The 23497-nt window shown below is 37.9% G+C and carries 21 protein-coding genes, 2 tRNA genes and 2 pseudogenes; 15 read left to right on the top strand and 10 right to left on the bottom strand.

The window, feature by feature from the left end:
- Window positions 1–11 precede the first annotated feature (11 nt).
- The 6 genes from FKV42_RS05045 (at window position 12) to FKV42_RS05020 (ending at window position 5898) form a co-directional block, all read left to right on the top strand.
- Entirely contained in the window at window positions 12–1958 is a 1947-nt protein-coding gene (locus tag FKV42_RS05045) for a type II secretion system F family protein (protein WP_154809155.1), read from the top strand.
- Between the two features lie 11 nt (window positions 1959–1969).
- Entirely contained in the window at window positions 1970–3433 is a 1464-nt protein-coding gene (locus FKV42_RS05040) for a LamG-like jellyroll fold domain-containing protein (protein WP_154809154.1), read from the top strand.
- Between the two features lie 21 nt (window positions 3434–3454).
- A complete protein-coding gene (locus FKV42_RS05035; RefSeq protein WP_154809153.1) occupies window positions 3455–4342 on the top strand; it encodes a hypothetical protein in 888 nt (295 codons plus the stop codon).
- A gap of 78 nt (window positions 4343–4420) precedes the next feature.
- A complete protein-coding gene (gene amrS, locus FKV42_RS05030; RefSeq protein WP_154809152.1) occupies window positions 4421–5437 on the top strand; it encodes an AmmeMemoRadiSam system radical SAM enzyme in 1017 nt (338 codons plus the stop codon).
- Between the two features lie 293 nt (window positions 5438–5730).
- Window positions 5731–5803 (top strand) — tRNA-Asn (locus FKV42_RS05025).
- A gap of 20 nt (window positions 5804–5823) precedes the next feature.
- A tRNA-Ile gene (locus FKV42_RS05020) sits at window positions 5824–5898 on the top strand.
- 520 nt (window positions 5899–6418) lie between these two features.
- Here FKV42_RS05020 and FKV42_RS05010 read toward each other — a convergent pair.
- Window positions 6419–6919 (bottom strand): hypothetical protein, encoded by a 501-nt coding sequence (locus FKV42_RS05010; RefSeq protein WP_154809150.1) that lies wholly within the window; start codon window positions 6917–6919, stop codon window positions 6419–6421.
- Window positions 6920–7221: 302 nt separating this feature from the next.
- Between FKV42_RS05010 and FKV42_RS05005 the strand changes: the two genes are divergently transcribed.
- The gene (locus FKV42_RS05005) at window positions 7222–8193 is read left to right on the top strand and encodes a sensor histidine kinase (protein ID WP_154809149.1); all 972 of its coding nucleotides are present in this window, start codon (window positions 7222–7224) and stop codon (window positions 8191–8193) included.
- Window positions 8194–8422: 229 nt separating this feature from the next.
- Here the strand turns inward: FKV42_RS05005 and FKV42_RS05000 are convergent, their stop codons facing one another.
- The 6 genes from FKV42_RS05000 to tnpA form a co-directional block, all read right to left on the bottom strand.
- On the bottom strand, window positions 8423–9286 hold the full coding sequence (locus FKV42_RS05000; RefSeq protein WP_154809148.1) for an HD domain-containing protein: 864 nt from the start codon (window positions 9284–9286) through the stop codon (window positions 8423–8425).
- Window positions 9287–9546: 260 nt separating this feature from the next.
- Window positions 9547–10182, bottom strand: a complete 636-nt coding sequence (locus tag FKV42_RS04995) for a CDGSH iron-sulfur domain-containing protein (RefSeq protein ID WP_154809147.1) — start codon at window positions 10180–10182, stop codon at window positions 9547–9549.
- A gap of 242 nt (window positions 10183–10424) precedes the next feature.
- Window positions 10425–11210, bottom strand: a complete 786-nt coding sequence (locus FKV42_RS04990; RefSeq protein WP_154809146.1) for a helix-turn-helix transcriptional regulator — start codon at window positions 11208–11210, stop codon at window positions 10425–10427.
- A 351-nt stretch (window positions 11211–11561) separates the two neighbouring features.
- Entirely contained in the window at window positions 11562–11834 is a 273-nt protein-coding gene (locus tag FKV42_RS04985; RefSeq protein ID WP_196214056.1) for a DUF3303 domain-containing protein, read from the bottom strand.
- A gap of 238 nt (window positions 11835–12072) precedes the next feature.
- Window positions 12073–13206: a Glu/Leu/Phe/Val family dehydrogenase gene (locus FKV42_RS04980; protein WP_196214055.1), complete on the bottom strand. Its 1134-nt coding sequence runs from the start codon at window positions 13204–13206 to the stop codon at window positions 12073–12075.
- A 182-nt stretch (window positions 13207–13388) separates the two neighbouring features.
- Window positions 13389–13805, bottom strand: a complete 417-nt coding sequence (gene tnpA, locus FKV42_RS04975) for an IS200/IS605 family transposase (protein ID WP_154809144.1) — start codon at window positions 13803–13805, stop codon at window positions 13389–13391.
- Window positions 13806–13858: 53 nt separating this feature from the next.
- Between tnpA and FKV42_RS04970 the strand changes: the two genes are divergently transcribed.
- The 4 genes from FKV42_RS04970 to FKV42_RS04960 are packed head-to-tail and all read left to right on the top strand — an operon-like array spanning window position 13859 to window position 17156.
- Window positions 13859–14887 (top strand): RNA-guided endonuclease InsQ/TnpB family protein, encoded by a 1029-nt coding sequence (locus FKV42_RS04970; RefSeq protein ID WP_268865966.1) that lies wholly within the window; start codon window positions 13859–13861, stop codon window positions 14885–14887.
- Entirely contained in the window at window positions 14841–14993 is a 153-nt protein-coding gene (locus tag FKV42_RS14340; protein WP_394348045.1) for a zinc ribbon domain-containing protein, read from the top strand. Before FKV42_RS04970 ends, FKV42_RS14340 begins: the two co-directional genes overlap by 47 nt.
- Before the next feature lie 55 nt (window positions 14994–15048).
- Window positions 15049–16452: an acetate--CoA ligase family protein gene (locus tag FKV42_RS04965; RefSeq protein WP_154809143.1), complete on the top strand. Its 1404-nt coding sequence runs from the start codon at window positions 15049–15051 to the stop codon at window positions 16450–16452.
- Window positions 16443–17156, top strand: coding sequence for an acetate--CoA ligase family protein (locus tag FKV42_RS04960; RefSeq protein ID WP_154809142.1), 714 nt, complete (start codon window positions 16443–16445; stop codon window positions 17154–17156). Before FKV42_RS04965 ends, FKV42_RS04960 begins: the two co-directional genes overlap by 10 nt.
- A gap of 158 nt (window positions 17157–17314) precedes the next feature.
- On the opposite strand, the gene FKV42_RS04955 is transcribed toward FKV42_RS04960, so the two are convergent.
- Window positions 17315–18043, bottom strand: coding sequence for an HFX_2341 family transcriptional regulator domain-containing protein (locus FKV42_RS04955; RefSeq protein ID WP_154809141.1), 729 nt, complete (start codon window positions 18041–18043; stop codon window positions 17315–17317).
- A gap of 135 nt (window positions 18044–18178) precedes the next feature.
- Between FKV42_RS04955 and FKV42_RS04950 the strand changes: the two genes are divergently transcribed.
- The 4 genes and pseudogenes from FKV42_RS04950 (at window position 18179) to FKV42_RS04935 (ending at window position 22297) form a co-directional block, all read left to right on the top strand.
- The gene (locus tag FKV42_RS04950) at window positions 18179–19465 is read left to right on the top strand and encodes a metallophosphoesterase (protein WP_196214054.1); all 1287 of its coding nucleotides are present in this window, start codon (window positions 18179–18181) and stop codon (window positions 19463–19465) included.
- A gap of 644 nt (window positions 19466–20109) precedes the next feature.
- Entirely contained in the window at window positions 20110–20592 is a 483-nt protein-coding gene (locus FKV42_RS04945; protein ID WP_154809139.1) for a DUF234 domain-containing protein, read from the top strand.
- Window positions 20577–21097, top strand: a pseudogene (locus FKV42_RS04940) (RNA-guided endonuclease TnpB family protein); the annotation flags it as partial. The gene FKV42_RS04945 and the pseudogene FKV42_RS04940, both read left to right, overlap by 16 nt.
- Window positions 21098–21904: 807 nt before the next feature.
- Entirely contained in the window at window positions 21905–22297 is a 393-nt protein-coding gene (locus tag FKV42_RS04935) for a hypothetical protein (protein WP_154809138.1), read from the top strand.
- Between the two features lie 483 nt (window positions 22298–22780).
- Here FKV42_RS04935 and FKV42_RS04930 read toward each other — a convergent pair whose 3' ends face one another.
- Entirely contained in the window at window positions 22781–23005 is a 225-nt protein-coding gene (locus FKV42_RS04930) for a winged helix-turn-helix domain-containing protein (protein ID WP_154809137.1), read from the bottom strand.
- 102 nt (window positions 23006–23107) lie between these two features.
- A pseudogene (locus FKV42_RS04925) lies at window positions 23108–23323 on the bottom strand (DUF2149 domain-containing protein); the annotation flags it as partial.
- Between the last annotated feature and the right edge of the window lie 174 nt (window positions 23324–23497).

Genomic DNA, 23497 nt, shown 5'->3' with positions numbered 1-23497 from the left:
GAGATTCTGGTATGGATATCATCGACTCGGCTGCCCACCTTATATTTGGAAAATATGTGAGAAGACGCATCCATCGATATGAGGATCAGCGCCTGTCAATACGCAAAGCAGGGCTGGGTATGCTGGTTGAACAATACATTGCCCAGACATATTTCTTTTCACTGGTCATGGCATTATCAGCAGGTTTAATTGGCCTTCTTGCCGGCTACTATCTTCTTGGAAACGTAAGACCATATATGTTAGGTATCGGTACTGAAATTCCCTGGATATGGTCAAATTTCCATATATTACTAAGTATTGTTCTAGCTTTTATTTTTTCATTGATAGCTTCCTCATTGACATATTACATTTTCATGTCAATACCTGAAGTTCAGGCAAATGTAAGGAGTGCTCTTATCAATCAGTCTCTTCCACACACAACTGCGTATCTGTATGCAATGAGTCATGGTGGTGGAATGAATCTGATTGATATTATGAAATCCCTGGCACAGAATTATTACATTTATGGAGCAGCAGCAGAAGAAGTTGGTTATATTGTAAAAGACATGGAATATTATGGAACCGATCTTCTTCAGGCCTTTGACCGTGCAGGACAGAGGACCCCTTCCAAAAAATTCAAGGATTTTCTGGATGGAATGACTTCAATTGTGACAAGTGGTGGTGATGTTAATTCATATCTCAAAGCAAAGAATGACCAGTATCGTCTCACCGCTACAAAAGAGCAGAAAATATTCTTTGAAACTCTTAGTGTACTTGCAGAAGTATACATTTCAGCCTTTGTTGCAGGTCCGTTATTTCTTATTACAATTCTCGTAGTTCTGGGACTTGTAAATTCAAGTTCTGCCAGCATTCTAAATCTCATAGTTTACCTGATAATCCCAATTGGAACAGTCGTTTTCCTTCTTCTGTTGAATTCACTGACAAATGATAATCCAAAGATTCCTGATTATTATGTTGTTGAAAAGGAACTTGATGTTTTTTCCCATGTGAAATTAACGGAAGGTGAACCTGATGAGGAGGTCAAAAGGAAAAAGATGAGTGATTATACCAGAATTGTCAAGTTCATGGACAAAGTTGCTCATCCACTGGTGCTTTTCAGAAATAATCCCTCTTATGTTCTATTTATTACTGTACCCGTTTCATTATTGTACCTATTCTATACCGTTAATAATTACGTAAACGTTGCAAATATTCTCTATCTCAACAGCTTCAATATTGCAACGGTAAGCATAGTTGACGATCAGATATTCATAGCACTCATTATTCTGCTCCTGCCTTACATCATATTTGATGAATTACGGACCTATCGTGTGAAGCAGATCGAAAATCATATTCCGGATTTTCTTAATAACCTGGCAAGCATAAATGAGGCTGGGATTCTTCTTGTTGATGCTATTGTCATGAGCATGCAGCTTAAGATAGGAATTCTTCATTCAGAGGTAAAGCGTCTTGTCAATGATATTTCATGGGGAACTAAACTTGATGATGCACTGAAAAAATTCGAATTCAGAATACGTACTGAAATGACCAGACGTATCATCAACCTGATAATTAAGGCCAATGAGTCCACCAGTGACATTAAGAGCGTACTGACACTTGCAGCTCACGATGCTGATATTCAAAGGCAGCTTAAGAAAGAACGCAATGCTGAGATGTTTGTTTACATCTTTATTATCTACATTGCTTTCATGGTATTCCTGTTTATTGTTTACATACTGGCAGCTTATTTCCTGCCAGCAATGCCTGCGTCCACCGAAGGCGCTATTTCAGGATTAAGCCTGTCAATGAATTTTGACCTTGAAAAATATACTCTGTTATTTTTCCATGCAGCTATGATACAGGGATTCTGTTCCGGTCTTGTTGCAGGTAAAATGGGAAGTGGAAACATCCATTCAGGTTATAAGCATTCTCTCATAATGATGTCATTTGCTTACCTGTTGTTTTCCTTCTTCATCTGAGGTGAAATTACATGGGAACACAGTTTGATAATGTAAGATCAAAAATCATGACATTTTTCTATGATGAAAAAGCCCTGTCCGAGATAATCGGCGAGGTCCTTTTGACAGCTATAGCTGTGCTTGCATTTTCAGTAATAGCTGTGTTTGTGTTTTCTTATATGGAGTCAGAAGATGTTGTACATGCAGATATAGATGGATGGGTTGATGTCAGTTCATCCACTGTCTATCTGAGACATTCAGGCGGTGAGACTATTGATCTTAATAAGGTGGAATTAGTTCTTAACCTGAATGGCACGCGCAGAGACCTTTCCTCGTCCCAGCTTGAAGAGAGATTGGGAAGCGGAAGCTGGCATCTTGGACAAACGATTGATATTGATACGGATGATCTCTGGAATACAACTATCAATGAAGATGATTATGTTGGTATGATACTTATTCAGACCAATGCAAATGCTGTCATAGAAAGTGGTTCTCTTCATGGAGAGGAAGTCGAAATTGATTCGGGTTCAGGCTCAGGTGGCAATGTAACACCACAGCAACAGAATCCGGTGGCTGATTTCATATATTTACCTTCAAGTCCTAATACCTCCGAAACAGTTACCTTTACTGATCAATCAACTGATGCTGATGGAACTGTTGTAGGATGGTCGTGGAGCTTTGGTGACGGAGGAACTTCCAGTACCCAGAATCCTTCATATCAGTATTCTTCAGCAGGAACCTATACAATAACGCTTAATGTCACTGACGATGATGGCAATACAGGCAGTACTTCCCAAACTGTGACTGTTACAGTTTCAACGGTAACTCCTGAAACAACATCGCCGGTTTCATTGTGGACTTTTGATATACGCAGTGATAGCATTGTCGTAGATTCCGCAGATGGAAATGATGGTGCAATAATACGTGCAACCAGAGTAAGTTCTGACGTAAATAATAGTGCAATCAAGTTCGAGCAAGGTCCAGGTGCAGGATCTGGTAATAAACAATACGTTACAGTTCCTGATAGTAGCAATCTTGATATAACGACTGAAGGCTCTGTTGAGTCCTGGATATATCTGGAAGAGTACAGTGATTTTTCAGGAATTGTTCATAAAGGACAATCTAGTGCTTTTTCCGATGAAAGTTACAGTTTGCAGTTTGGAGGAGGAGTTTATGGAAACAACGAGCAGATACTATTTAGTTTGAATAATGGACAATTTACTGTATTATCATCCTCTCAACTTTCTCTCGATACATGGTACCATGTTGTAGGAACCTGGAACTCGACTTCAATAAATGTTTATATTGATGGAATTTTAGATAATACAAATACAGGTACAAACATAGCGGCTAATCCATCTACAGGTTCTCTACAAATGGGAGCTCAACTTACAGATGGTACTTATGGCTTTAATGGAATGCTGGATGAAGTTGCTATCTATGACTATGCTCTCAATGCAACTGAAGTTCAACAAAGATACGATCTCTATGCTTGATAGAAAAAAGGGGCAATGGAAATGAAGATAAGATCAATAGTGTCCTGTGAAAAAGCTGTATCCGCAGCAATTTCAGCTGTCCTCCTTTTTGGCATACTGGTATCTGTGATAACGCTTGTTAATGTCCAGTATATTCCCGAATGGAAAACATCTGCGGAACAATCGCATATGGATGATGTCTTCTATGATATGGCAGGAATGAAAAATGAGCTCGATATCCTTTCGGGTTATGCAAGAACCGAACCTTCCACAAGTCTTTCTGTAAGTGTTCCTATAAAAATGGGTGGAGCTTCATTGCCTATGTTCAGTCCCGAGAAAACAAGTGGACAGCTTACTGTAAATGAGGATGATTTTGGAATTAGTATTGTTGGGACTACTCAGGGAATTACTCGCAATAGTAGTTCTCTACTCCTAGATCTTGGAACTGTAAGCTACAGATCAGACAACAATTATTTCGTAGACCAGAAATATGTTTATGAGGGTGGTGCTCTCATTCTGGCTCAGGACAGTTTTTCATTGATGCGCCTTGGTCCCCAGATGGATATCAGAAAAACGGATAATTCCAGCAATATTTCTGTGGAATTAAATGTAATAGATTTAAGTGGTCCCAGAAGGTCTATCAGCAGTAATTCTATTGAAGAGATCAATTTCAGGACGAATGGGACTGATGACCTTTACTGGGATGGTACCCTGTTCACAGATATGACAATGACCATTCAAACATCATATGCTTCATCCTGGGCAAGTTATTTAGAAACATTGGCTGATGATGCGGGGATTGATGCATCAGATTACTCTGTAAGTTTTAATGATACTGCAGTTGTATTTTTCCTTGAAGGGAACTCAGGGGATATTAAGATTAATGTCACAAAGACATTTTTTGATGCAAGACTTAATCTTTTGTCCTGAACATTTTTTATTTGTTTTAATTTCATCAATGCTTAGTTTCATCAATAATGAAGTCACATCTTTAAATGGGGATTTTTGATGATTAAGGAAGCTATGCTCTATGAGAAACTGGATAATGGTAAAGTCCGGTGTAAATTATGTGCACACAGGTGCAGAATAGCACCTGGTAAACGCGGTTTTTGTGCTGTGCGGGAGAACAGGGAAGGGGTCCTTTACACGCTGAATTATAATGTTGTTTCAAGTGAAGCTCTTGATCCGATAGAGAAGAAACCTCTGTATCATTTTCATCCTGGGTCAGTTGTCTATTCGCTGGGGACCATTGGATGCAATTTCAGGTGCAAACATTGCCAGAACTGGACAATTTCACAGGTAAGTATAGATGAGGCAAATGCTATTGAAATAAGCCCTGAGGAGGCTGTAAGAAGAGCTGTGGCTTCTGGTGCAAGGTCAATTGCATGGACGTATAACGAACCGACAATATGGTTTGAGTACACATATGACTGCGCCAGGCTTGCAAAGGAAGAAGGACTTGATACAATTTATGTTACGAATGGGTACATAACTCCTGAAGCCCTGGAAACTATTGCTCCGTATCTGGATGCTTTCAGGGTGGATATCAAGGCTTTTACTGAGAAGTTCTACAAGGAGATTACGAGTGCAAAACTGGCACCTGTTCTTGAGTCTGCAAAACTTGCAAAAAAGCTGGGAATGCATGTGGAAGTTGTGAATCTTATTATCCCTACTCTCAATGATTCTGAGACTGAGATACGTGAAATGTGTATGTGGGTCAATGAGAACCTTGGTGCAGATATTCCTGTTCATTTTACACGTTTCCATCCATACTATAAGCTGCAGAATATTTGTCCTACTCATCTGGAGACACTTGAGATGGCTTATTCCATTGCAAAGGAAGAGGGCATGAAATACGTGTACATAGGCAATGTCCCGGGAAATGGCCATGAGCATACTTTTTGTCCGGAATGTGGGGAATTGATTATAAAAAGGGGAATGTTTGGAGTAGAGTCTTATGAACTGACCGACAAACGAACTTGCCCGCGTTGCGGCACTCCAATTAATGTTGTGTCAGATGATTAGGACAGGTTCGGGCAAATTTTATAAATTTTCTTTTTAAAAATAGTGTGTCTGTAACTATTTATTGTTGCTATATATAAAGTTTATATCATTCACTACCCCTTCGTTTCTACTGGAACATATATTTTATAGCATATATGATTATCATCATTATGATGAATTCAATTTTGAGGGTAAATATTGAGTAAATGTGGGGTTAAAATTGGATAAGAATAGGACCTAAAAAGCCGTGCAATCAAAAGCTTTAAAAGCAATAAGTGCATTAAGAAGTTTCGCGCGTGAGCGCCATGCTGAGAGCCGCAATAACTCAGTTGGTAGAGTGTCTGGCTGTTAACCAGAATGTCACAGGTTCGAGCCCTGTTTGCGGCGCTTCAATCTTTTCTCGTATTGGGCCTGTAGCTTAGCCAGGTTAGAGCGCTCGGCTCATAACCGAGCGGTCACCGGTTCGAATCCGGTTAGGCCCACTTAAAAACTTTGGGTAGTTCTGAATTTAAATTGATCCTATTTCTCTAGAGTAATTCTTTCACCAAGAATAAGTCTTCTTCTTGTCACCTCAGGTAATTTAGTCTGACAAAGCTGATTGCTAATGAATTTTCAGAAATAAGATAGATTCTGATGCTGTATAAAGTCAATTTGCATCTCTCAGGAAAAGGGCATGAAGTACCTCTCCGAAATGTTCTACCTTGGCTGGCATTAAAAAGCAGACTCATCTACTGAAGAACCTAAAGAGTATGTATTCTCTCCAAAAAGGATGGATATAGGCCATATTATTGTTTATGGTAGAAATGGAAATCTAACTCTTGATGCTGTCAGGTGGTTGATTAAACATAATGTTCAGGTTACTTTCCTTGATTGGAACAGTAAGCTTCTAAGCACTTAACATTATATGAAAAAGAATGCTGAATCAGAGAAGACCTGTACTCTAAATTCTCCTGTCTGGGAAAGGTTGGAGATGTGGGAAGGGTGTTGACAGGTTAAAATATATTAGTTTATTATTTTCAGTATTTTGACTCCTATATACGTGAAAACTAATATTGATATAAAAACTCCCAGTGCCATCCTGTCATAATTATTTGTAAATTTTGTTGCTTGCTTATCATTTGTTCTTTCAGCAGTAGTTTTCAAGGCATTTTTTGTTCGAGTATTTGATTTTGAATAATTGATCATGCCGGAAAGAATTCCAAGTAGTGCTGAAACAACAAAAAGTATCATTCCTAAAATGAAATAGATAAAATCAATTAAAAAACCTGCTGCAAAACATATTACAGCTGCCAAAAGAATAATTAAAGAATACTTCAAGAAAAAACGGTCATCTGGATTCTTTTTATACTCCTTACATAATTCTTTTTGGAAAATTTCATTCGGGTTTGGATTGGGATTATACTCAACTTCCTTTGTTTTAGTTTTAAGATGTATAAAGTATATGATACTGACAAAAAAGAGAACACTATAAAGTATAAGTTCAATTTTATCAAGATTAACCATAGCTTCGGATATATCTCCTTACTATTCTAAATTTATTAAATATGTGTGAACCTAATTATTTAACTCAAATAAACATATTTCGTTACGGCAACATAGCTCACTTTTAATAAGAGGTCCGTTTTTACAGCTTAACTATATCCCAGCAAAGTTATTTTAGGATATAGGTAACTCAGAAAAATACCACTCTTAGAATTTTAAGCTATAGATGTGAATAGAAAAACACGTTATATTCATATATGTCAACATTAAACTAACACTCATTATATTTTTATGCAATAAACCCCAATAAAATTATCGAATATATGAAACAACGTTTAAGTAACAACACAGTTAAATTGTTTATTTTAGTGACTTCTTTAATAGTCTGGGTGAGTGCAAACCAATATGATTTTTTTGAAAGTATTGCGCTTTTTGTATCCAGATATGATAAATGGGAAGTTGATGAATTAATAGCATTATCACTTTACTTATTCATTGTTTTCTCAGTGCTTGTATACAAAAAATCAAAGGATTTGGAAAGGGAAATTCAAAAGCGTACACTGCTTGAAAAAGAGCTGGAACAATCTTTAGTTTCCGCAGAGGCAGCAAATCGTGCAAAAAGTGAATTTCTTGCTACCATGAGCCATGAATTGAGAACTCCACTCAATTCTATCATAGGGTTTTCTAATCTAATGTTAACCAGTGAAGTAAATATTGATAAGCAGAGAAAATATCTAAATAATATTTCTTCAAGTGGTAAACATCTGTTATCCATAATAAATAGTATACTTGATATTTCAAAAGTTGAAGCAGGAAAGTTAGAACTCCATTATGAAAAATTTGATATTTACGGAGCTATTGATGAGGTGAAAAATATCATATTTCCACTTGCAAGCGAGAAAGAAATCAATATAGAATTCTTCACCGATGACTCTTTGAAGGAAATATACGCCGACAGAGTTCGATTCAAACAGATACTTTTCAACCTTATCAGTAATGCTATCAAGTTTACTCCTAATAAAGGAAAAATTATTATTTCAACATCCCTGGTTGGTAATATGTTTCAATGTACAGTAAAAGATACTGGAATAGGAATATCTGAAGAGAATAAAAAAGAGCTATTCAAGCCTTTTACACAACTTCATTCATGTATAAATCGCACTTCTGATGGAACCGGGCTTGGTCTTACCCTGGTAAAGCAATTTGTAGAATTACATCAAGGAAGAATCTGGTTTGAAAGTGAGTTAGGCAAAGGATCGAGTTTCAGCATAGAGTTACCCTTACAATCTGTTTAAATAGAACGATCTTTGTTCAATCAACAAATTAATCTTTTTACCCTTCCTTAAAGCCTCTGCTATGACTTTCTTTGTTGTCTGGAAAGTTTTCTGTCAACATCCAATTCCTGCTTATCAATATCATTGGCTTCCTTCCCAATGTAAACTAAGAACCAGCGTGAACAGATTTCATTTCAAGTTTTCAATATCATCCTCTAATATATACTCGGGATGATTGGCATACTGCAATTTAGAACAGCTTTTCCACACATTCCTTAAGATCACGGTAGGCGCGGGTTTCTGCAATGTTCTGAGGACCCGTAGCGAAAGCTTCCAGCATTGAGCGGTAGTACCATTCCTGTTCTTCCTTTGGTGCGTTGAACTTGTCCCAGAAGCCTTCTCCTTCCATCCTTAGTTCGCTGATGAGGTCCCTGATATTTGCAAGTTTGTCCGCACAGGAGAGAAGTTTGATCTCCCGCTCAGCACTCTTTATCTCTCTTATAGTGTGTTCCTTCCGCTGCTTCCAGGTCTGCGCCTTGTCACCAGTCGCAGGCTGCCTGAGTTCTTCCGGTTCGGTAACAGCGTTCACGTAATCAGCAACTTGCTGGCCGTATTTGTTTGATATTGTTCCAATGTCAACATCGGTATCTTCAACAACATCATGGAGCAATCCTGCCATAACAAGTTCAAGAGGCGCATTCTCTTTGAGAAGGGTGGACGCTACATCCATTGGATGAGATATATATAGAGTACCGGACTTCCTCATAGCGTTATTGTGTGCACCAACGGCAAATGCAAACGCATCAGCAAGTTCTGTCAGGTCTGCCTCCTTGTGCACCTCATATTTTTCCTGAAGTTCATCCAGCTGTATCCTGTAGTTTGCCATCCTCACGTGTTCGTAAACAGTTAATTTGCCATCTATCTCTGTTGCTATCATTCTGTAAGCATCGCTGGCCCAGATCTTTCTTAAGGGTTCCTCGGACAGGAAATCCAGATAACTGAACAGTTCGGGTGTTTCAAAAGGTTTAGGAACATCGATCGTATAGATGGTGATACCATTCCCTTTTTTCTCAGTACTGCTGCAATACTGACTGATAAGCTCGCGTATTTTCATGATGATAACTCCCTGATCGGTGTAAATTATCTTAATACCGACTTTGCATGTCTTTTCCCATATACTTTAAAGTTAATGGTATCCCATCCCTGCCAATGGAATAAAGTAGACGATAGTAATGAATGATTATCATCTACAAAAAATTATGAATAAACAGACCAGATAAACTGTCCTGTAACCTGCGATAATGCTCGTTTAAAATAAATAGCATATACTCTGGTAATTATCTTTAGAAGATCATGTCAAATCACCAGGTAGATTCAATTCTTCTCATCCTTGAATTCAACATCGCTGTGACTTCCGTCACAGAATGGTTTATTTCGGGAGGCTCCACATCTGCAAAGGGAATAATGGTCCTGGGTCTCCGGTACTGAGCCATCAGGATCTTCAAGTTTTATCCCAGTAACATTATAAGGCCCATCCTTCTGAATATTGATTTCCTGATCCTGTGAGTAATCCTTATGCAATTCCCCGTTGATAGTATAACTCAATGCACCGGAAGGACAGGTCCTGATAAGAGCTGCTATCTCTTCCGGGTCTGCAGCATCTGGATCAGCCCAGGGATCTTTACCCTTTCTGAAAACAGAAGGCAGATTGCGAACACAGTAACCTACATGGGAACACATACCTCTGTTACGATGGATGGTGATATGTTTTCCTACAAAAGTCTCCATTTTGTCGGGAACACGGTCTTCTTCTTTTTCTCCGGAAAAACCGATCTTTGCATGTGTTCCATCACAAAATGGCATTTTCGCCGATCCACCACACCTGCAAAGTGTCATAATGGGTTTTGTCTCAATTAAAACACCCTTTGAATTCCTGAGTGTTTTAATGTCTTTTGCAATGTATGGACCATTTTTTGATACCTTTATTGAAGGGCTGACCTCTTTATCCACTGACACACCTCTGTAAAGTAAAATCTGTATGCATCAGATTTTTAGTTTTTGCAGGGAATATATATTCTAATGAGTATCGAAGAAGATAAGATGATAATCTTTGTAATTGAGATGAGGAATTGGAATACTATTAATGGGAACTTTTCTTTTGTTTGAATCGAAATCTCTGCATGGCAATTTTTGGTAATAGGTAACGCCAAAAAACCGAACTTCAAAGTAAAATTAAAAAGAATGAAGGATAATCAAAGTTCAGTTATCTGCACGGAATCTTTCAGGAAATAGTCAAAGAGTTCTTCTGCCCACTTAATTGCATTTTTGTTATCAAATCGCATAAATCTAGTATCAAATTCTTTATTGCTTTTTAATAAATATAAATTGATGAAAAATTCATCATACGTAAAAAACAGGAAGTCCATTTTTTTCTTATAAACATAGACATTGATTACGTCAGTTTTTATGTAGTTTTTAAAATTTGCACGATAATCGGTACGTATTTTTTCAAATAGAGTTTCAGAGACAATTAAATTTGTTTTTAGATTATTTTCAATCAGATAAGTGAATATATCATGGTAATTAGGATAGAGTAGTGTAGTAACTGAATACTGAAACTTAGATTCTTTAGATTTTTCAAGATATAATTTTCTTGTATCGTATTGATCTACAGGAGAAATAGATACCACAGTAGGTTTTCCAATCTCACCTATTCTTGATAGCAAATGATGTGGAATAAAATTCAGGTAATGACTTCCCCAGTAATCAATATCTACATCCAGAATTTCAGTAGTATCTATTAAAGGTTTCATCATATCTACGATCATTTTCCCAATAGATGTCAGTTCATAGGTTTCACCATAATGGGTGACAAGATTATGTTCTTCTAAGATCTTTATCTGAGGCAGTATTGCATTTCTGGTAGTTTCTAGTGACTTAAGAAGATAATTCATTTCTTGTGGGCAATTCTGTAGCAATAATAGCACATTCGTTCTCTTATCAGAAGCAAATGCTACATCAAGTAAACGTTTTTTCACCAGATTCACATCCTAAAGCAACCCTACGTATTTTGTATAATATAGATACATATATACTTTAGTCTTTGCTCCCACAATTCTGCCCTTTCCCTAACAAGACAGTTTAATGAAAATAGTTATCAACTTCAGCATTCTTCTTCATATAATGCAAAGTGCCAGTTGAGAATCCCATCTTTTTCATTCAGAATGCCAATGCTGCAACGATACCGACAATTATCGTTTTGATCCAATAGGCCAGATGATACCGTATAGATAAAAAAGAAGATCCAATGGTTCAACAGGGCACTTAAGACAGAACCATGTTAAGCCATTGTTGATGATAAAGTTTCATTCGTTATCATGACCAACGTTTCATACAGGCATTTGACTCCATATATCAGCCAGGCATTTCATACAGGCATTTGACTCCATCACTGGAAAACTGTCGAAATAGCAGATGTCCCTCCAGGGGAAGGTGGCTGCAAGATATGCTTCTGAGTTTTTGGCATCATAGACCACTATGTGACGGCATGTGGACAGGTCATCCCATTCACTGACGACTTCAATTCCCTGAGGGTATTCCCACTTTTCAAAACGACTTAGTACTTCCTCGGTATCCTTTGGATCCCACGTGATTATATCCATGAACAACATTTGTTCCTCACTCCCGGTTAAGTTTTATTTTGTTCACTCAATATTTAATTTCTATTAACGTGCATAGCTCAAAAAATTCTACACATGTAAAAATCGGTTTTTAAAATTCATATTTCTTTTGGTTATTCATTTTTTGAAGAAAGGAATAATTCAGACAAACGGAGGGGGAATAGAGGTTTTAGCCCCCGCCCCTCCAGCTTAAAATAACAATTTTTGCCTAAGACATGTATCAGACAAATCCCGGAGCTGAGGAGAACAGGGACCATCTTCTGTGTGACATAGCCTTTTTAATTCTCTTTACTGCAATTTCCATTGCAACAGCCCTCGGCATCATTCCGGTACTAGCCACTCCTTCCAGCATTTCCCTGGTATTAGTCCGTATTTTATCTTCTATTGCCTGGAATGCAGCCGCTTCACATGCTCCCCGATATTCCATGGCAGCACAGATCACTCCGCCTGCATTGGCAATAAAATCAGGAATACATAGTACTCCTTTTTCATGAAGATATTTCTCGGCTTCATGAGTAATGGGAATGTTAGCGCCTTCGATCACAAGTTTGGTTTTGAGCCGGTGTACATTATCTTTATGAATGATATCAGGCCTGGCCGCAGGGATCCATATCTCGCACTCTATATCAATCACATCCTCAAGACCACGAATTTCAGCACCGGGATAATCCACTACACTCATGCCGTTTTCCTTCAGGTGGATCAATTTATCGATATCAAATCCTTCAGACATGTAAGCCGTTCCTCTGGAATCGGCCACACCAACCAGCACCGCCCCTTTTTCTGAGAGGAAACGAGCTGCATGTTTTCCCACAGAACCAAAACCCTGGACCACCATCCTTGCACCTTCCATCTCAAAATCACAGTAATCGAGTGCAACATCAGCTGCATGGCTCATTCCCCAGCCAGTGGCTCCTATCTCGTCAAGTGGAATACCCCCTATCTCACGGGGAAGCCCTACCGCCCTTCCAATCTCATCATGCACACAGGCCATACACCGTTCATCGGTGCCCATGTCAGGACCAAAGATATATTCCTTTACCTCACGCAGGGAAGATGCCAGAGCTCGAATAAGTATCTCTTTATTTTCCTGTGGCATTTTAGGGTCGGCGTAGATAACCGCTTTTCCACCACCGTGGGGCAATCCGGCAACTGCATTTTTAAGGGTCATGGCACGGGCCAGTCTGAAGCATTCCTCGGTGCTTACATCCGGTGCCATACGAACACCACCAATAGAAGGACCTACAGCTACATTATCTACCACAAGGACAGCCTTTAGACCAACCGAAGGCTCATAAACATGAATTATCTTAGCTGGCCCGAGTTCATCTGCAAATCGAAAGATATCTTCCATTTGATTACCCCCTTTTATACAATTTACTCTAATATTTATTATGTCGCTAAGCATTAAAATTACTTTTGTTGATGGGGCCACCTATCAAAAAGACAGTCGTGTCCCTATCAATTCATATCAATTCTCATTGTTGTTATGAAAAGCAGTAAATTTATCACGTTGGAGTAAGAAGACCGCTGTTTTCAAACGGTGGATGAATTACGTCCCCTGTTGGAACTACTGTCAATGTATTTCTTAATCGTTTCAGCAGATACCTGACCATGAGTACCAACATAATAGCTTGGCGACCAAAGATGATTACCCCAAAATTCCTTTTTTCGTAATTCAGGAAACTTCTGGAAAACTCTCTTAGCAGTAACTCCTTTCATAATTTTAACAATATCAGTCGGTGCTATGAATGGTGGTGCAGATATGAAAAGGTGGATGTGTTCAGGCATGACTTCAAGTTCAAGTATTTCCCATTCTTTTGAATCAGCAATGGTTCTTATCTGGTCATCAAGAAATTCCTTTAAATCATCATTCATAACCTGTTTCCGATATTTAGTACACCATACAATATGGTAGTTAATTTCATATACAGCAGAACTTGAATATGACATGTACTCCTATAGGTACGAAAGATGTTTAAACATTATGAACCTATAGGTATCTAATGCAGAAATCTTATAAGTTTAGATTATATCCTACAAAACAACAGGAAGTGACTTTAATTAGAACTCTTGGTGTGTGTAGACATATCTATAACGAATTTCTTGCAGACCGTAGAAACGCATACGAAAGGTGCAATCAGGGATTATCCACTATGGAACAGTTGTATCAGGTTCAGTATCTTGAATTTGATATAGACGTACATTCACAGGTAAAACAGGATGTAATCAGGAGATTAGGTAAGTCATTTGATGCTTTTTTCAGACGTTGTAAGAACGGAGAAGCAAAAGTAGGTTATCCTCGTTTCAAAGGTAAGAACCGATATAACAGTTTTACCTATCCGCAATCTGGTTTTAGTATCTTTGGAAAGAAATTGAAGCTATCGAAAATTGGAGAAATTAAGATAGTTCAACATCGAGAGATTGAAGGTAAAATTAAGACCTGTACCATCCGCAAAGATGGGAAACAATGGTATGCTACATTCTCTGTAGTCATTGAGAACAATGTTACACCTGTTGAACCTGTTACCTTTGTGGGTATTGACGTAGGACTCAATTCTCTGGTAACTTTGAGTGATGGTACTCAAATAGATTCTCCGAACTATTATCGCAATACAGAGGATGAACTAAAAAGACAACAACGCAACCTTAGTCGTAAAAAGAAGTTCTCTAACAATTGGAAGAAACAATGTGATAAGGTAAACACTTCACATCGTAAAATTCGCAATCAGAGAAATGATTTTAACCACAAACTAAGCAGAGAACTCATTAATGCTTACGATTTCATAGCCTTTGAAGACCTGAATGTAAAGAACATGGTTAAAAATTCAAGATTATCAAAGTCAATACATGATGCATCATGGAGTAATCTAATTCAGATTACAAAATACAAAGCGGAAGAAGCTGGTAAGTTTGTAGAATTGGTAAACCCGTGTAATACATCACAACTATGTAGCAACTGGTCAAAAAGTAGAAAAATCATTAGCAGTGAGAACACACAACTGTCCTCACTGTGGATTAATTCTGGACCGTGACCATAATGCCGCCATCAATATTCTAAATCGTGCTGTAGGAACTACAGTTCAAGCCTGTGGAATTGAGTCGTTGGACTCGATAATGAAGCAGGAAGCCACCCTATGAATAGGGTGGTAGTTCACACTGGAATAACTCCTAAATTAATATGGAGAAATGGTGAATGAATACTCTGAAAGGTATAGGATTTTTCTTTGATCCGGAGTCAATTGCCATTATTGGAGCATCACCCACCTCTGGGAAAGCTTCTCACGTGATATTGGAAAACCTCAAAAGAATAGGTTATAAGGGTTCCATCTATCCGGTAAATCCTAAATATGAACATATCGACGGCATGAAATGTTACGCTTCTATCGCTGATATTGGGGAGCAGGTAGATGTGGCCATATTCGTACTTCCCGCATCAAAAGTACTGGATATCCTTAAGGGACCTGTTGAAAACATCCGGGGAGTGATCATCATAAGTTCAGGTTTCAGGGAAGTGGAAAAAGGAAAGCTTCTGGAAGAGGAACTTAAAATGATTGCTGAGGAAAAAGGCATCAGGATAATAGGGCCGAATTGTCTGGGGATATATGATGCCATTTACGGAGTAGATACTTTTCTGGTTCCCACGGAGCATGTTAAGAGGCCAAAAAAGGGTGGATTGTCGATACTTACACAGAGTGGTTCCTTTGCAGTTCTGATCATGGATGAGATGGCAACGGAAGGTATAGGTGTTGCAAGGATCGTGAGCTATGGGAACAAGGTTGATGTTGATGAGGCAGATTGTCTCGATCTGCTGGCAGATGATGAAGACACCAGATACGTTCTTTTGTATATAGAATCGGTTGAAAACGGAAGGGAATTCGTTGATGCAGCTTCCAGATGTGCTGCAAAGAAACCCGTCATTGCCATAAAGGTCGGCAGAGGTGAGGCGGGAATGCATGCCGCCAGATCACATACGGGAGCTATGGGAGGAAAATATGAGATATACAGGGCTGCTTTCAGGAAGGCAGGGATCATAGAGGTTGACGGATATGAGGGATTGAAGGATGCCTGCAGGGTTCTGGATGCCTATGATATAGTTGATGGCAACAAAGTACTGATCATAACAGATGGTGGCGGTATCGGGGTGAGCATGGCAGATGCCTGCGAGGACTTCGGGCTGGATGTCAAAAGACTTTCTTCGTCTTCAAAAAACAATCTAAGTACCAGGCTTCCTGCATTCTCTGCAATGGATAATCCTATAGACCTGACCGCCAGTGCAAAGGATGATGATTATTTCACTGCTCTTGAAGAGGGTTTCATGAACGGGTATGATCTTGCCATTGTAACGGTTCTCTGGGGAGCACCTGCACTTACTGCCGGAGTCGTTGGCAGGATATATGAGGTTCAGACCAGATATAATAAGCCCGTGATAATATGCAGTCCCGGAGGGGAGTTCACAAGAAATATGTACAGGCTATTCGAGGAAAAGGGCATGCCAGTATTCTCAACTCCTGAAGCTGCGGTAAGGGCTGCAGCTGTTTTGACCGGCAGGGGAACAGTACGGGATAATATCTTAAAAGGAGCAGGACCATGGATATGAAAGTGGTTGATAATATCATCAATAATGTCCTGAATGAGGGCAGGCATCACCTGCTTGAAACAGAGGCCAAGGCCCTGATCTCCCAATGGGATATCCCGGTTCCCAATTCGATTCTTATAAAAGGAACGGAATATCAGGAAATTGGCATGGATAGGATCAAACCTCCATTTGTTCTTAAGGTAGTATCTAAGGATATCCTTCATAAAACAGAGGTTGGAGGTGTGATATCAGACCTCAGGGATAGGGATGATGTAAGAAATGCTGTCATCCGTATGAGAAGGGATCTTGAGGAGAATGTTCCACAGGCAAGGATAGAAGGATTCCTTCTCGAAGAATTCGTTTCCAGGGGTGTGGAGGTGATCATTGGTGGGATGAGGGATCCTCAGTTTGGTCCGGTAATTATGTTTGGTACAGGGGGAGTTATGGTAGAGTTGATGAAAGATGTAAGCTTCAGGCTTGCACCTTTGGATCAAAGGGAATCCATGGCAATGATGGAGGAGTTAAGAGGCTATCCGCTTTTGACTGGATATCGGGGTTCAAAGTCTGTGGACCGGGAGCTGCTGGCATCTATTATCATGAAAGTGTCTGATATTATAACGAAGATAGAAGAGATCAGGGAAATTGAGATAAATCCGCTTTTTGTTTACGAAGATGGAGTAATGGCAGTGGATACCAGAGTGATATTAGAGTTAGAAGAAAGATAAAAAAACGGGGCAGAGAGGTTTACTAGCAACTTTTGGAATCATTATACACATACTTTCATCCCCCAACGACACCAAATTCAAACAGATACCAATTTATAATATTCTTTAAACATCATAGTAAAATAAAGTAGGATGTAGTTATTCTACTAAACCTATTTTTATGCAAATTCGTTTCCTGCATTTTTCGATTGTTTCTTAATCTCTCTGCCCTTCATGTAAATCGCACCTAACTTACTTTTCCTGATTACAAGGTTCCGACTGACCTTTTTAGTTTCAATGAAACCAGCGTTAGTTAATTTTTTAAGATGATGGCTGAGACGTGATCTTTCATTGCCAAAATCAGTTGTTCCTTTTTCAAGTTCTGGCTTTAATCTAGCGATAAGGTCATCAACAGATTCAACACCATCTTCAAGTTTATCAAGTATGCTTAGCTGTTCTTTGGCAAGGTCTTTGATTGGGAAGAGGGGAATGTCAAGAATGCCTTTTAGATGATATGTTTCTTTATTTGTGTATTCGGGAACATCACTGTAAATAGGAACATTACTTACAAGTGATACAATATATGCTGATATTCCGATGTTTCTCAGGCCACCTGAGATGTTGATTTTAACTGTGCTTCCTGCTTTGACCTCAGCTTCAATGATTTCCAATATCTCAAGAGAAGATTCTAATATATTCTCTCTTTCTATTGTTCTGTTCTCTACTTCAAACCCTTTGAAAGCTTTTTTGATGCTTTTTACTGCGGATTGTACCATTTCCTGTTCTTCATCACTTTTGTGTGTCAAAATGATTATCTTATGAACTGGGAACTGTTTGATACTTTCTATCAATTTATCAGCTGAAAAACCAACAGGTACCAGATGGGTAAACATCTTTGCTTGTTCCATGGTTGAATATCATGTTTAATTCAATATATGTGTTTTTATTAATTTGACATTATTTACTTAAACTATAATTTTAAGTATGATTACGTAATGTAATTATCTGTCTGTATCTAAATCTAACTTTTCGGTGGGATTTTTGTGCAAAAAACATTATTTTGTGAGCTTAACAATAAAGTATCATCCTTGTTTGAATCTGAACTGGCAGTTGTTCATGTGGATTTTTCCTCGGTCATTATTGTAGGTGATCTTCATGGTAATATTGAAGCATTGGATTTCATATTAAAGAAAGGTGAGGAACTTGATTGTAGCAATTATATATTTCTAGGAGATTATATTGACAGGGGCGATAATTCAGTAGAGGTGCTCTGTCGGCTTTTCAAATTAAAACTTGATAACCCAGATGGTGTGATCCTACTTCGTGGTAATCATGAAACTGCAGGAACTAATGCTTACTATGGACTTTATGATGAACTGGATAAAGATGATGAGTTGTTTTCTCTTGCCAACAGGACATTTGAAAAGATGCCTATAGCTGCAGTTTTAAGTATGAAATCACTGTTAAGGACCTCTCACGTTTTTTGTGTCCATGGAGGAATAGGGGAGCCAGTAACTCTTAATCAAATTAAAAAAGAAGATTATCATCCTTATCTGTGGAACGATCCACAAGAAGAAAAGAGGCTGGAAGAATCTCCGCAGAGGTGGGGAGCACAGGTATTTGGTCCGGACATCTGTGAGAAGTTCCGAAGATTGAATAATATTGACATGATAATAAGGGCTCACTCTAAGTTAAAGGACGGTTACCAGTGGTGGTTTAATGGAAGGTTATTATCCCTTTTCTCAACACCAGACTACAGTGGATTAGACGATGACGGAGCACTTAATGAAAAGTTATCATCCTTGTTTTCAACACCTGGCTGCAGTGGATTAGACGATGATGAAGTATTTAATGAAAAATTATTATCCCTCTTCTCAGCAATTGAGTCCAGTGGATTATACAATGATGGAGCATTTGTATTTATAGAACAGAACGGAAAAAGCTGGGTGGATGAAGAGTTAAATACATTTGTTTTTGGAAGATCACAAAGGTCAAAAGATGATTCATATACTTTGTTGAATGTTATAAGCCATAATTCTGAAGGATTTGAATTCTATGATTCTGAAACCGATAGTACTATATCAATATTATTCCGCTTTTTTAAAGAAAATAATATTCTGGTTATTAGTTATAATCATGGAGAGGATAATCCATATTGGGAAGGAGTAGTAATTGCAGATGAATACATCTTCACTGAACCAGATGCTGTTGAAAGACTTATTCTTGAGTGCAGATTGATCGAAACATTGGATGATCTCTATCCTTTGCTTGCTAAGCATTCTCTTGAATGGAAACGGCTTTTGGATGTTGAGGAGGACGATCTGTTATAATTTTTCATTTAATGATACCTATTCTCCTCACATGTGATAATATGTTAATAACGGTAACATATATGGTCGCTTAATATTGTGCAAAAGAGAAGGATTTTTATGAAATATAGCTCTTCCTTTATGATGGTAATAAATCTTGGATAATACTATCTCTATACGGGTAACTACAGCTTAGTTAAATTACCATATATTGGTAGTGACTCTGGAAGAGAGCACATCGAGGGCATTTTGAATGTCCTGTACGAATAAATTCTTGGTGGAAAAGCCGTTCCTTTACAGTACAGAACCCAATTATATGAAGATCTGCTTCGAATAATTCCCGATTTAAGTTCCTATCTCACCAACTATATTTCAGGTGAATAGCTTAGTTTTTTGGGTCAACATGGATAATACTAAAGATATCTTAATTGATCGTTTATAAAAGATACATGAAGATAACAGATGGTATCCTGTTCATGCCACTAGCTCTGTTCTTAATTGTTTGTTGTTATGAATCTGAACAAAATCAACCATATCCATTATCTATAAATTATACGGAACTCAATCATAATTAGTATGTTCAGTATTTTTTATTAATCATAGTCAAGAGTCAGACTATTTTGAAAGGGACTATAACTCTAGTGATTTTACATTTACTGTAATCTATTGATGCAGGCGATAGTTCATATGCTATTGAATACCTGAAAAATAGTTATGATCGTTATCTGGGAGAATCATTTGAGCAGGTCAGCAAAGAAATGCTCATTGAACTGAATGTTCATGGCAAGCTTCCATTCAGGTTCAAGTCTATTGGAAGGCAGTGGGGAAAGATACCCAATATTCCAAAAGTGATAAATGATTATGAAATTGATCTTGTGTCCCTCAACCCGGAAGCAAAGAACATACTTTTCAGTGAGTGCAAATGGCAAAAGCAGAAAATCAATGCAGATGTTCATTTCAGTCTGAAAGAGAAGGTAGCTCATGCGAAATGTTTCCCTGAAAGAAAAGAGTATTTTTCACCCATCAGCAAATCGGTTTTTACTAAGAACTTGCATGAGATAGCAAAGCAGGAAAATGTTTTGCTGCTTACATTGCAGAACTATCTTTCAGATTTTACTGTAGAGAGAATAACAAAATCGATAATATAAGACACCTTAAAAACTCCATGAAGGGACTTAAAGTTCTATCAAAAGCCAATCTCAAAAACAGAAAGGTTCAAAGAACAGAAATAAATCTCGTCAAAAAGTAGCCAAGCTCCATGAAAAAATGAGCAATCAAATACACGATTTCCAACATAAAGTTTCAATGAAGCTCGTTAGCGAGAACAAAGCCATAGCAGTAGAATCTCTTAATGTGTCCGGACTGCTTAATAATCACTGTTTAGCTTAACACATAGCTGACGCATCGTGTCATTCCTTCTTTACAAAATTCGAATATAATGCCGAATGGTATGGAAAATCCGTACTTCGTATTGGCAGATTGGAGCCAAGTACAAAAATCTGTAACGTATGTGGCTATCACAACGTTTCTCTGACATTAGCAGATAGAGAATAGGTATGTTCGGACTGCAATATTCATCATGATAGAAGCATAAAAGCTGCTATCAACATTAAGAAATTTGCTTTACAAAAGCAGAACTTAATAGGAATATAATCGTCACCCTCTGAACGAGGAGAAGAACTTGTAGACTTGCTTCCGTTAGTAAGGGGAATAAAGCAGGAAGCCACGAAGTCTTTAGCTTCGGGGTAGTTTTACGTGTAATTGATTAACTCAGAATAGGAGGATTGGCCAATTTTAGCGGAAGGTCTTGGTACAATAATTGGCCAATAAAAACAGGTCAAACACAGCAGTTATGCGGAACCACTAACATGCTATACAGAATATATTTCGGAGAACTTTCTAGTTATTGTTGTAGTAGTGCTTGACCTGTCTGATTCTTAATAGGAATTCTTATTATTTCAATGTTACTAATCAGACAAATAATAACAAATAATAACTATTTATAACTCAAATGTATTATCAATGCACATAGATTAATGGTGAAACTATGATATTACAACAGATATTTATGTCTAGTACTATTATATTATTATCATCAAAATCATCAGTACATTTGATGTTCTTTGTAGCTTAAGGATTCATAAGGATTAGAGCAAGAGACCACTGTCTATGGATTAAACTTCAAATTTATTAATGTTTGAGCCTTCACTCCCACTCAAGCGTAGCGCTCTCACTCTCACTACAACTGCCATTGCAAGCAATGGGCAGTAACGCTGCTGTGCATTAAGTAGTAAAAAAAATAGCAGGTAACATCATAATATGTATAATAAATGCCCCTCGTGCGGTTTTGATAAAGAATATCCCGAACATCCTCTATGTAAGTATTGCTACTATCGAGGTACTGTAGGAGCTGCGAAATTCTTATTATTTCAAACTATGAGGGATAACGGAGATAAATACTTGACCGCCGATGAACTTACTGAGCTTGTAAATCAAAATCCCTACAAAAAACATAAGGTGACAAGAAGTGCTGTATATAAGATACTTCATCGTTATTCTCGCTATTATGAAGAAACCAAGAGGAGAAGGCGAGGATATCTTATACTAAAAAAGGAGATTCCTCGAAAGAAAGGCCAGAGGGGGAGACCACAGATCATGTATAAGTTGAGTTCTCGTCTATTAAAAAGGGTTGATCGTCATGCTGGTCGATGGAAAATGGGTCTTCCGATTAATCAACATGTCAACAAAGGGAAGAAATTCAGAATGACTCAGGAATATTCTAGAAGGGCAGCAAGGATTAGGATTAACTTAAAAAAAGGAGAATATGAGCTCTATACATATCTTCTGGTCTAGTTCCATCATGTCATGTAGGAAATTAATCATCTTTTGGTATTTTCCGAACTCTGCTAATTGATGTCATAAATACGCTGATTTTAAGGCAAAATGGGGGTTGAAATTGTAGCAGTTAAGCCGAAATTGTTTAAACTGTCAAATAGCTTTTCTTGACAAAAAACGAAAATTTAGGGTTGAATGAGAAGATATTCTCTTCATCAAAGACTGAAAACTGTAAAACTTGAGTGATAATTTAAAAAATAAAACCCCAATGTGAACTTTTGGGACTGAGATTGTCTTGGTTATATCTTCCATGTATATGTGATAAGGTATTGCTTCAAACCATAACATCATACTACATATTATAATAGAGAGAAATGACTAGTAAAAAAGTTAAATCAAGAAGTACACTAGCTATTTGATTTCAAAATATCATTTTTCAGATGAGAAAACAACGTTCAACAATGATAAATTCAATTCAGACAGATACTTTTTATCACTTTCTTAATTTTCATATTTTTTTACCAGCGATATAACATGACTCCTTCTAAAAATATTTCTTTCAACAAGGTTTGCATCTTCCAATGAACGTACATTCTTTGAAACACAGGTACTTGAGACATTTAACTCTTTTGAGATTTCTGCTATATGCATATCTTTTATTGAAAGGACTTCTAAGATTTGTGATCCTATTTCATTATCATTTTTTTTCACATCTTTTGTAATCAAAATAAATGCCCCACATACAAATATAATCAAATATCATGAACCACTGTTACATCGTGTACTGTTTTATTCCCGAATAATAGAAAACTTACACACATTTCAAACTTAACCGGAAGTAGTAGTTTCTACCTCCTCTTCACCAGCATCCTCTTCTTCAGGTACGTAAACAACTCTTCCGTCAGCAAGTTTGTAGGCAGTTCCCAGTGCTTCACCCTGACCACCACCAATCTGATCGGTCATGTTCAAAACTTCAATGGGTTTACCTTCTTCCTTAATGATAATCTGCATATCCTTCTGACCAGGTTTTTTCACAAGTAATATCCCCTTACGACTTATCTCTTTTTTTCCCTCTCCCTTCTCTTCCTCTCCTTCCTTCCTTCCTTCCTTCCTTCTCTCTCTCTTTCTCTTCTTCCTCCTCTCCTCCTTCCTTTCTTTCTCCCCTCCTCTTCTTCCTCTCCCTCCCCTCTTCCTCCCCCCCTTCCTTCCTCCCTCCTC

The organism is Methanolobus vulcani, from assembly GCF_006546655.1.
GTDB lineage: Archaea > Halobacteriota > Methanosarcinia > Methanosarcinales > Methanosarcinaceae > Methanolobus > Methanolobus vulcani_A.
Note: the sequence above shows the minus strand (reverse complement) of the source record. Positions and strands in the feature narration are given on the sequence as shown.